The sequence below is a fragment of the Protofrankia sp. CiP1_Cm_nod4 genome, assembly GCF_982290645.1.
Genome location: NZ_CEVIVC010000080.1, coordinates 7,317 through 15,125, shown reverse-complemented (window position 1 = coordinate 15,125; position 7,809 = coordinate 7,317). Strand labels below are relative to the sequence as shown.

At 67.8% G+C, this 7,809-nt stretch carries 6 protein-coding genes and 1 pseudogene; all 7 read right to left on the bottom strand.

Annotation, left to right across the window (positions count from 1 at the left end; translation table 11 throughout):
* Positions 1-162 precede the first annotated feature (162 nt).
* Positions 163-315, bottom strand: coding sequence for a hypothetical protein (locus AC5LSR_RS15580; RefSeq protein ID WP_250285312.1), 153 nt, complete (start codon positions 313-315; stop codon positions 163-165).
* A gap of 151 nt (positions 316-466) precedes the next feature.
* The gene (locus AC5LSR_RS15575; RefSeq protein WP_250285313.1) at positions 467-691 is read right to left on the bottom strand and encodes a hypothetical protein; all 225 of its coding nucleotides are present in this window, start codon (positions 689-691) and stop codon (positions 467-469) included.
* Positions 692-938: 247 nt separating this feature from the next.
* Positions 939-4,169 carry a type I restriction endonuclease subunit R gene (locus tag AC5LSR_RS15570; RefSeq protein ID WP_250285315.1) on the bottom strand — a complete coding sequence of 1,077 codons (3,231 nt, stop codon included), beginning with the start codon at positions 4,167-4,169 and terminating at the stop codon, positions 939-941.
* Positions 4,166-4,873: a restriction endonuclease subunit S gene (locus AC5LSR_RS15565; protein WP_493468618.1), complete on the bottom strand. Its 708-nt coding sequence runs from the start codon at positions 4,871-4,873 to the stop codon at positions 4,166-4,168. Before AC5LSR_RS15565 ends, AC5LSR_RS15570 begins: the two co-directional genes overlap by 4 nt.
* Positions 4,874-4,900: 27 nt before the next feature.
* A pseudogene (locus AC5LSR_RS15560) lies at positions 4,901-5,287 on the bottom strand (restriction endonuclease subunit S); the annotation flags it as partial.
* Positions 5,280-6,977 carry a class I SAM-dependent DNA methyltransferase gene (locus tag AC5LSR_RS15555; RefSeq protein ID WP_250285317.1) on the bottom strand — a complete coding sequence of 566 codons (1,698 nt, stop codon included), beginning with the start codon at positions 6,975-6,977 and terminating at the stop codon, positions 5,280-5,282. The gene AC5LSR_RS15555 and the pseudogene AC5LSR_RS15560, both read right to left, overlap by 8 nt.
* A 114-nt stretch (positions 6,978-7,091) precedes the next feature.
* The coding region (locus AC5LSR_RS15550) for a hypothetical protein (RefSeq protein ID WP_493468617.1) at positions 7,092-7,809 on the bottom strand (718 nt) is incomplete at its 5' end.

Sequence of the window (7,809 nt, the reverse complement as noted above, 5' to 3'; positions counted from 1 at the left end):
ATCATCGACGGGTAGCACGCCCAAGCGGCCCCCCACCCAGCTGTCGCCTGACGGTCCGCGACGGCGACATCATCCCGGCCGCCTAGCGGCTGCATCCCGAAACGGGACAGGCGTCGTGCTGGCCGGGTCTCGAGTCGCGTTGGTGTTGGTGATCGGCGCCTGCTAGGCGTCGGTGAGTTCGCGGGCCTGGGTGCCGACCTCGCGGATCATCCGCTCCCAGTCGGGAGTCGCGCCGCCGGCCACGTGGATCGCGGTGCGCGTGGCGGTGAGGGACTTGTGCAGAGCCTCTTCGAGGGAGTCAGCATCGACGATCATTGTGACGTCGATGCGGCCGGTGCTGAGAGTCGCGCCAAGGTCGGGGTCGGTGACGTTGTGCAGGTTATACAGAGTGTCAGCAAGGAGATCAGTGAGGCGTCAAGACCGTCGAGCGGGCCACTGGCCTTGAGCTCGATCATGGTGTAGTACGTCACGACATGTCCTCCTTCCAGGATGTCCGGCTCTTCAGATACCCGCGGAGGTTCTTCCCGTAGTTGGGGTCGGACAGGGTGAGGTGCACGAACTTCTTGTGAAGCTCACCACAGGTGCAGAACATCTTGAAGTAGCCCTTGCCCCTGTCAACCTTCCAGCCCTGCTTCTCCGCGCTCCGTAGAACGGCCTCCAGCTCCTTGATCGGGTGCCGTGGCCTGAGCATCCCTCAGCCTCCGCTCGAACTTACCCACGTCGCCGGTCGGACACAGTGTTTCGCGGCTAATTACACAAGTGCAATTCGCCATGCGTGGTCTTTTCGTGGCCATACGCGAGGTCCTGATGTGTTGAGACGGTTGGATTCCGCCTCTCAGGGCGGTCGTGGGGTCGTTCACCGGGCATGGCGCCTTCCATCGCGGCGTAGACGCGGCGTCCCGACAGTTGGATGACCCCCGCTCGCGGGTCAGCGGCGGTCAGCGGTCGGTGCCGGCGGCCCAGTCCTCGGCGAAGGTTTCTGTCTGGGCGATGACGAGGTCGATCGCCTCCCGGGCCGCGTCCGGGGGGTAGCCGTGCCGGGCGAGCAGGCGTTTGATGATGGTGCGCATCCGCGCCCGGACGTCCTCGCGGATCGTCCAGTCGATGGTCACCGACTTCCTGACCTGGACGACGAGGTCGCGCGCGATCGCGGCGAGCTTGTCGTCCCCCAGCTCCCTGACGGCGGAGGCGTTCTGCGCGACGGCATCGTAGAACGCGAGCTCGTCGGTGGACAGCGGTGGTGTGAAGCGTCGGCCGCGGTCACCCTCGGTGTTCACCTCCCTGGCCATCTCCGCCAGTTTGGTGAGGATCTCGGCGGCGGTCAGGTGCTGGTTGCGGTAGGCGTTCATCAGCTCGACGAGCCGGTCGGAGAAGCTGCGCCGGCGGACGATGTTGTGCCGCGTGACCTGACGCATGGTCTGTTCGACGGCCCGCCGCAGCGCCTCGATCGCGAGGTTCGGGGTCTTCGACGCCCGCAGCCGCTCCAGGTATGCCTCGTCCAGGTGGGAGAGGTCGGGGGGCCGGGAGATCCCGGCCGCCTCGTAGAGGTCGGTGACGCCGCCGGCCTCGATCGTCGCGGCGGTGAGCTGGCGCAGCAGGATCTCGACCTCGTCGGGGACGGGCAGGCCGGCGGCCCGCCGCTCCTCGGCGTCCAGTTTGGCCATCGACACCCGGACGGCGTGGAAGAACGCGATGTCGGGGCGCAGGTCGTCCAGCTCGTCCCGGACGGCGCACAGCGCGTAGGCCCGTTCGAGGCGGGCGGCGGCGTCGCGGAACCGGGCTGCGCGCGGGAGCTGGCCGTCCCGTGCCGTGTTCCCCGGCCGGGCCGGGTCGTGCAGGTACTCGATGGTGCCGTACAGGGCGTCCTTGTAGGCCGTCCGGGTGCCGGCGGCGAGCGCCGCCCGCCAGTCGTGGTCGGTGAGGATCCTGACGATGACGTCGTGCAGGTCACGGACCTTGCCGATCATCTCGCCGATGTCGCGGCCGAGGGGCTGCTGCGCCTGATCGGTGGAGGTGTACTCGGCGAGCGCCGCACGCAGCCGGTCGGCCACCGGGGCGTAGGCGACGAGCAGGCCGTCCCGCTTGTTGCGGTGGGTGCGGTTGACCCGGGCGATGGCCTGCATGAGCGCGGCGCCGCGCATCGGCCTGTCGAGGTACATCGTGTGCAGTGGCGGCGCGTCGAACCCGGTGAGCAGCATCGACTGCACGATGACCAGTTCGAGCGGGTCGTCGGCGTCACGCACCCGGGACTGGATCACCTTGTTCTGGGACGGCCGCCGGACGTGCTTGAAGATCTCGCCCTTGTCGTCGGTGTTCCCCGTGTAGACGACCTTGATCTTCCCGCGGTCGACGGCGTCGTCGTGCCAGCCGGGGCGCAGCTCGACGATCTCCCGGTACAGGTCCGCGCAGATCTGCCGGGTGGCGCAGACGATCATCCCTTTGCCGGGGCCGTCGATGAACGGGCGCATCCGGTCGGAGCGCGCCTCCCAGTGTTTGACGATGTCGCTCGCCAGGGTCCGGACCCGGGCCGGCGCGCCGTAGAGCGCGTTCATCGCGGCGACGCTGCGGCGCACCCGCTCCTGCTCCGCCTCGTCCAGCCCGGCGGTGATCTCGTCGGCCCGGGTGTCGATCGTCTCGGGGTCGACGCCCGGCGGCAGTTCGAGCGGGATGAGCCGGCTTTCGTGGTAGACGCGGACGGTCGCCCCGTCCTCGACGGCCCGGGTGAGGTCGTAGGTGTCGATGTAGTCGCCGAACACCTTGCGGGTGTCGCGGTCCACCTCCGACAGGGGGGTGCCGGTGAACGCGAGGAACGTCGCCTTCGGTAACGCCTCGCGCAGCCGGAGGGCGAACCCGTCGAGATTGTCGTAGTGGCTGCGATGCGCCTCGTCCACGATCACGATGATGTTCAGCCGGTTGGAGAGCAGCGGGTGCGCCGACTTCGCCTCCCGCTCCTCCTTCGTCAGGCCGAACTTCTGCAGGGTGGTGAACAGAATGCCGCCGGTCGTGCGGCTCGACAGCTCCGTGCGGAGCGTTTCGCGGCTGTCGATCCGCACGGGTTTGCTCGGCAGCAGCAGGCTGGCATTGAACACCCCGTGGAGCTGGTCGTCGAGGTCGATCCGGTCGGTGAGCACCAGGATCGTCGGGTTCGCCAGCCGCGGGTCGACGCTGGCCTGGTAGGCGTAGAGCTCCATCTCCATCGACTTGCCGGAGCCCTGGGTGTGCCAGACGACACCAGCCTTCCCGTCGCCGCGGATCGCCTCGACGGTCTTCTCCACCGCCCGGCTGACGGCGAAGTACTGGTGCGCCTTCGCGATCCGCTTCCGCAGGCCCGAGCCGCCCACACTGGCGAACGTGACATAGCCGCGCAGCAGCTCGAGGAACCGGCGCTGGTCGAACAGGCCGTGCAGCAGCACGCTCTGCGCGTCGTCGTAGCGGACGTCGTCAACGTCGCGCGGCTGCCCGCCGGGGTTTCCCTCCCGGCGTACCGGCTGGCCTTTCTCGTCGACGTTCCACGGCGCGAAATGGTTGAACGGGGTGAACGGGGTGCCATAGCGGGCGGTCACCCCGTCGGCGACGGCAAACAGCACGGTGGCCCGGAACGCCAGCGGCCATTCGGCCACGTAGTTCATCAGCTTCTGGTGCGCGACCCGCAGGTCGCCCTTTTCGGCGCCGGCGTTCTTCAGCTCGACGACGGCGACCGGCAGGCCGTTGAGGTACAGGACGAGATCACAGCGGATGCCGTTACGGTTACGGTCGTCGATCCGCACCTGGCTGGCGACGACATAGTCGTTCACCTCCGGATCGCGGAAATCGATCAGCCAGATGGTCGGGGTGTGCTCGGCACCATATTCGTCGACTACGGTGACGGAACGCATCCCGCGCGCCATGAACTCGTGCAGCCGATGGTTCTCCGCGATCGCGTCCCGGGATTCGGACGCGAGCACCACGCCGACGGCATCGTCGACAGCGCTGGCCGGCAGATCCGGATTGATCTGACTGATCGCGTCCCGCAGCCGCTCGACAAGAATCGGCTCAGCCCAGTCCTTCCGCTCCCCACTACCCGGCCCGAGCTGGGCACCCTTCACCGGCTGCCACCCAAGCTCCCCGAGCGTGTCAACGGCCGCCTGCTCCCAGTCAGCCTCGCTCCAGCCCCCCCGACCCGAGCTCACGTCACATCCTCCACAACCTTCTCCGCATCCCGCACCCGAATCTCCCCCGACATCAACTTCGGCAACAAAGCGTCCCGCAGTTCCGCGAGCGTGATGGATTCCCTCAGCGCGGCCTCACCGCGAGCTTCCAGGACTTCCAATCCGGCACCAATACTCTCGCATTTCTCGGGCGCCGGCACAGCGAGCACGAGATCACTCAACTTCGCCCTACCGAGTTCCGTCTGGCCGGTACTTCCCTCACCCATGGACTCGATCTCGGGCTGAGCTGCCAGTATGGCGAACGCACCACACATCGGATTCATTCGATCCGACGAGAAACGGACTATGGTGACATGCGAGTCGACCGTGGCCGGGATGTCCCCGGCCCATCTTGCCACCCGACCCAGCGTGCCGGCACCTGTGGAGTTGACCAGCACATCGTTCATCTTCAGATATTTACCGGACTGGACATTTCCTGATTCCGTCCTTCGAGCAGGATCGAGGCCCACCCGGCCCGCACGAATGCACTTCTGGTTGAGCACAACGAGGGCATCGTCGTCCTCGGTATAGCGCGGTGCCACGCCGCGCGTCAACGTCTCGACCAAGTCACCGAGCCGGATCTTACGACCGCCCGACCCCTGGACCACGTCAGCAAACCGGGCTTCACCGAGCTGCCGGGACGTAGCAGCGACACGCTCGTTGACAGCAATCTTGTCGTCCAGCACCCCGAGCACCGTAGCAACCTCGCGCTGCCCAGATGGACTCGGCACCCGAATAGGAACTCTACGAATATAGTTCCTATTTAACATCGGCTGAACGCTACCAGAATCAAAGCCAGTCAAGTCCAGTGTCAGAAACAGATAGTACACGAATCGTGGATCGTTACCACAAAAATCATCTACATACAAAGTTGTATTTAGAGGCCAGTAATCGCAATCCACAAAGGAGGGAGAGCCAAGATTGGCAGCCCGGCCAACCGTAACTCCCGGCCCCGGGGCAATAGCCGTATCATGGTAACCAACTATCCCACCGCTACCAACTACAGGAACGCAGCCTTGTGTTCTCTCTCGTGCCGGAAGGTCGTGCCCTCGCCGGAGTGAGACGAACTCCCCGAGGCTCACCTTGTGCCAGTCAGACATCGAGGCGCTCCAGTTGGGTGCGGACTTCTTTTTCCAGGCGGGCGGATTCCTCGAAGTGGGTGAAGAGTTCCTTGGTGAGGCGGGCGATCTTGTCGGCTATTGGTTCGTCGTTGGAGGTGTCGAGTTCGGCGGCTCCCACGTAGCGGCCCGGGGTGAGGACATGGTCGTGGGTGCGGATCTCCTCCGTCGTCGCCGAGTAGCAGAAGCCGGGGACGTTCTCGTACTTCAGGTTCTTCTCGCGGGCCGACTGCGTCCCCCGCCAGGCGTGGTAGGTGCCGGCGATCTTCGCGAGGTCGTCGTCGGTGAGGACGCGCTCGGTGCGGTCAATCATCGTGCCCATGTTCCGGGCGTCGATGAACAGGGTCTCGCCACGGCGTTCGGCGAGCCGGCGGGCACCCATCGGGCCCTTGTCCTTGGCGAAGAACCACAGGCAGGCGGGGATCTGGGTGGTGCGGAACAACTGCGGCGGCAGCGCGATCATGCAGGCGACCAGGTCGGCCTCGACGAGCGCGGCGCGGATCTCGCCCTCGCCGGACTGCTTCGACGACATCGAACCGTTCGCCATCACCACCCCGGCGCTCCCCCGGGAGCCCAGCTTGGCGATGATGTGCTGCATCCAGGCGAAGTTCGCGTTGCCGGCCGGCGGGGTGCCGTAGCGCCAGCGCTGGTCGTCGACGGTGCGCGCCCAGTCGGACATGTTGAACGGCGGGTTCGCCAGGATGAAGTCGGCCCGCAGGTCCGGGTGCCGGTCGTTGTGGAACGTGTCGTCCCACCGGGAGCTCAGGTCGCCGGTGATGCCGTGGATGGCGAGGTTCATCTTCGCCAGCCGCCAGGTCCGCTCGTTCGACTCCTGCCCGTAGACGGCGATGTCGTCCTTGCGCGTGAGCCCGCGGTGCTCGGCGACGAACTTCTCCGCCTGGACGAACATGCCGCCCGACCCGCAGCACGGGTCGTACACCCGGCCGGAGTACGGCTCCAGCACCTCGACGAGCAGCTTCACCACGCTCGCCGGGGTGTAGAACTCACCGCCGCGCTTGCCCTCGGCACGGGCGAACTTCTCCAGGAAGTACTCGTACACCTCCCCCAGCACGTCCCGGGCCGACCGGGTCACCGCCTCCGCCGGGACGCCCGGCGCGGGTTCGGCGAACAGCGCGCCGTCCTCCCCCGGCGGGGGTGACGCCGACGGCGGGGCCGTCGTCCGGTGGCCGGTGAACCGGGCGTCGCCGAGCAGGTCGACGAGTTCGCCGAGGCGGCGCTGGTCGACGCTCTCGCTGTTGAAGATCCGTGGGAGGACGCCGGTGAGCGGCGGGTTCTTCTTCATCACCGCGTCCATCGCGGCGTTGAGCAGCTCGCCGATCCCGGCGCTCTTCGCGTTCGCCGCGATGAACTCCCACCGGGCCTGCTCCGGAACCCAGAAGACCCCGTGCCCGGAGTACTCGTCGGGGTCGTCGAGGAAATCCTCGACCCGCGATAGCGCGATCCCGTCGGCGAGCACGTCCTGGCGGATCTGTTCGCGCCGCTCGACGAATGCGTCCGAGACATACTTGAGGAAGATCAGGCCGAGGACGAAGTCCTTGTACTGGGCGGCGTCCATGGAGCCGCGCAGCTTGTCGGCCGCCTTCCACAGCGTCTCGCGCAACTCGGCCATGGTCGGCGGCCCGGCCGGAGCGGACTTCTTCCGCGGGGGCATATGTCTCCTCGGTGCTTCTCGATATCTCGATGTTCCGCTGCCGCGACGGCTCGGCTGCTCGGCTGCTCGGTGGCTCGGCTGCTCGGTGGCTCGGTGGTCGTCAGGGCCGGCGGGTCAGGGGCGCTGGCCGTCCGGGGCGGCGATCAGGGTCAGTGTGCCGTCCGCCAGCCCACCGATGGTGGTCCGGGCCAGCTCGTCCAGCATGCCGAGCTCGCACAGTAGATGAGCCCGGCGGGCGTCGGCGCGGGCGAGCAGGGCGTCGAGCCGGCGCACGACCGGCTCGGGCAGCGCGGCGACACACAGGTCCTCCAGCCGGCGTGGCGCGCGGACCGCCCCGGACGCGCGGCCGGCGGGCGCCGCGGCGGCCAGCAACGCGGCCAGCACCCGCGGGGTGAGAACGGCGCGCCCCGCGTCCGTCAGCCGCAGGCCGCGCGCGGGGAACTCGATGATCGAATAGCCGCTCTCATCGAGATGCGCCCCGAAACGAGGGCTGGTCGTGACGACGATGTCGCCGGGCTGGGTGAGCGCGGCACGCGGGTAGGCGCCGGCGAGAACGACCCGGTCGATCTGTCGGCCGCCGACGCGATTCGCGCCCGTGAGCTCCGGCGCGCCGATGACGGGATGGTTGCCGACCGGGCGGGCGTGGCCCGGCGCGATCCGCGCGCCCGGCAGGATCCGCAGCAGCGGGCCGCCCGGAGCGGTGGCGCGGGCCAGCCGGGCGATCGAGGCCGTAAGGATGGGACGCGGATTCGCCCGCTCGGCCACCAGACCGCCGAAGCCAGGCGCGGCACCACCTGTCACCTCGGCACGGTCCGTCATCGCGGCACCGCCT

Bases quoted from the DNA above. Each gene is read 5' to 3' on its own strand.
- AC5LSR_RS15580 (WP_250285312.1), bottom strand. From the start codon at position 315: ATGATCGTCGATGCTGACTCCCTCGAAGAGGCTCTGCACAAGTCCCTC.
- AC5LSR_RS15575 (WP_250285313.1), bottom strand. From the start codon at position 691: ATGCTCAGGCCACGGCACCCGATCAAGGAGCTGGAGGCCGTTCTACGG.
- AC5LSR_RS15555 (WP_250285317.1), bottom strand. From the start codon at position 6,977: ATGCCCCCGCGGAAGAAGTCCGCTCCGGCCGGGCCGCCGACCATGGCC.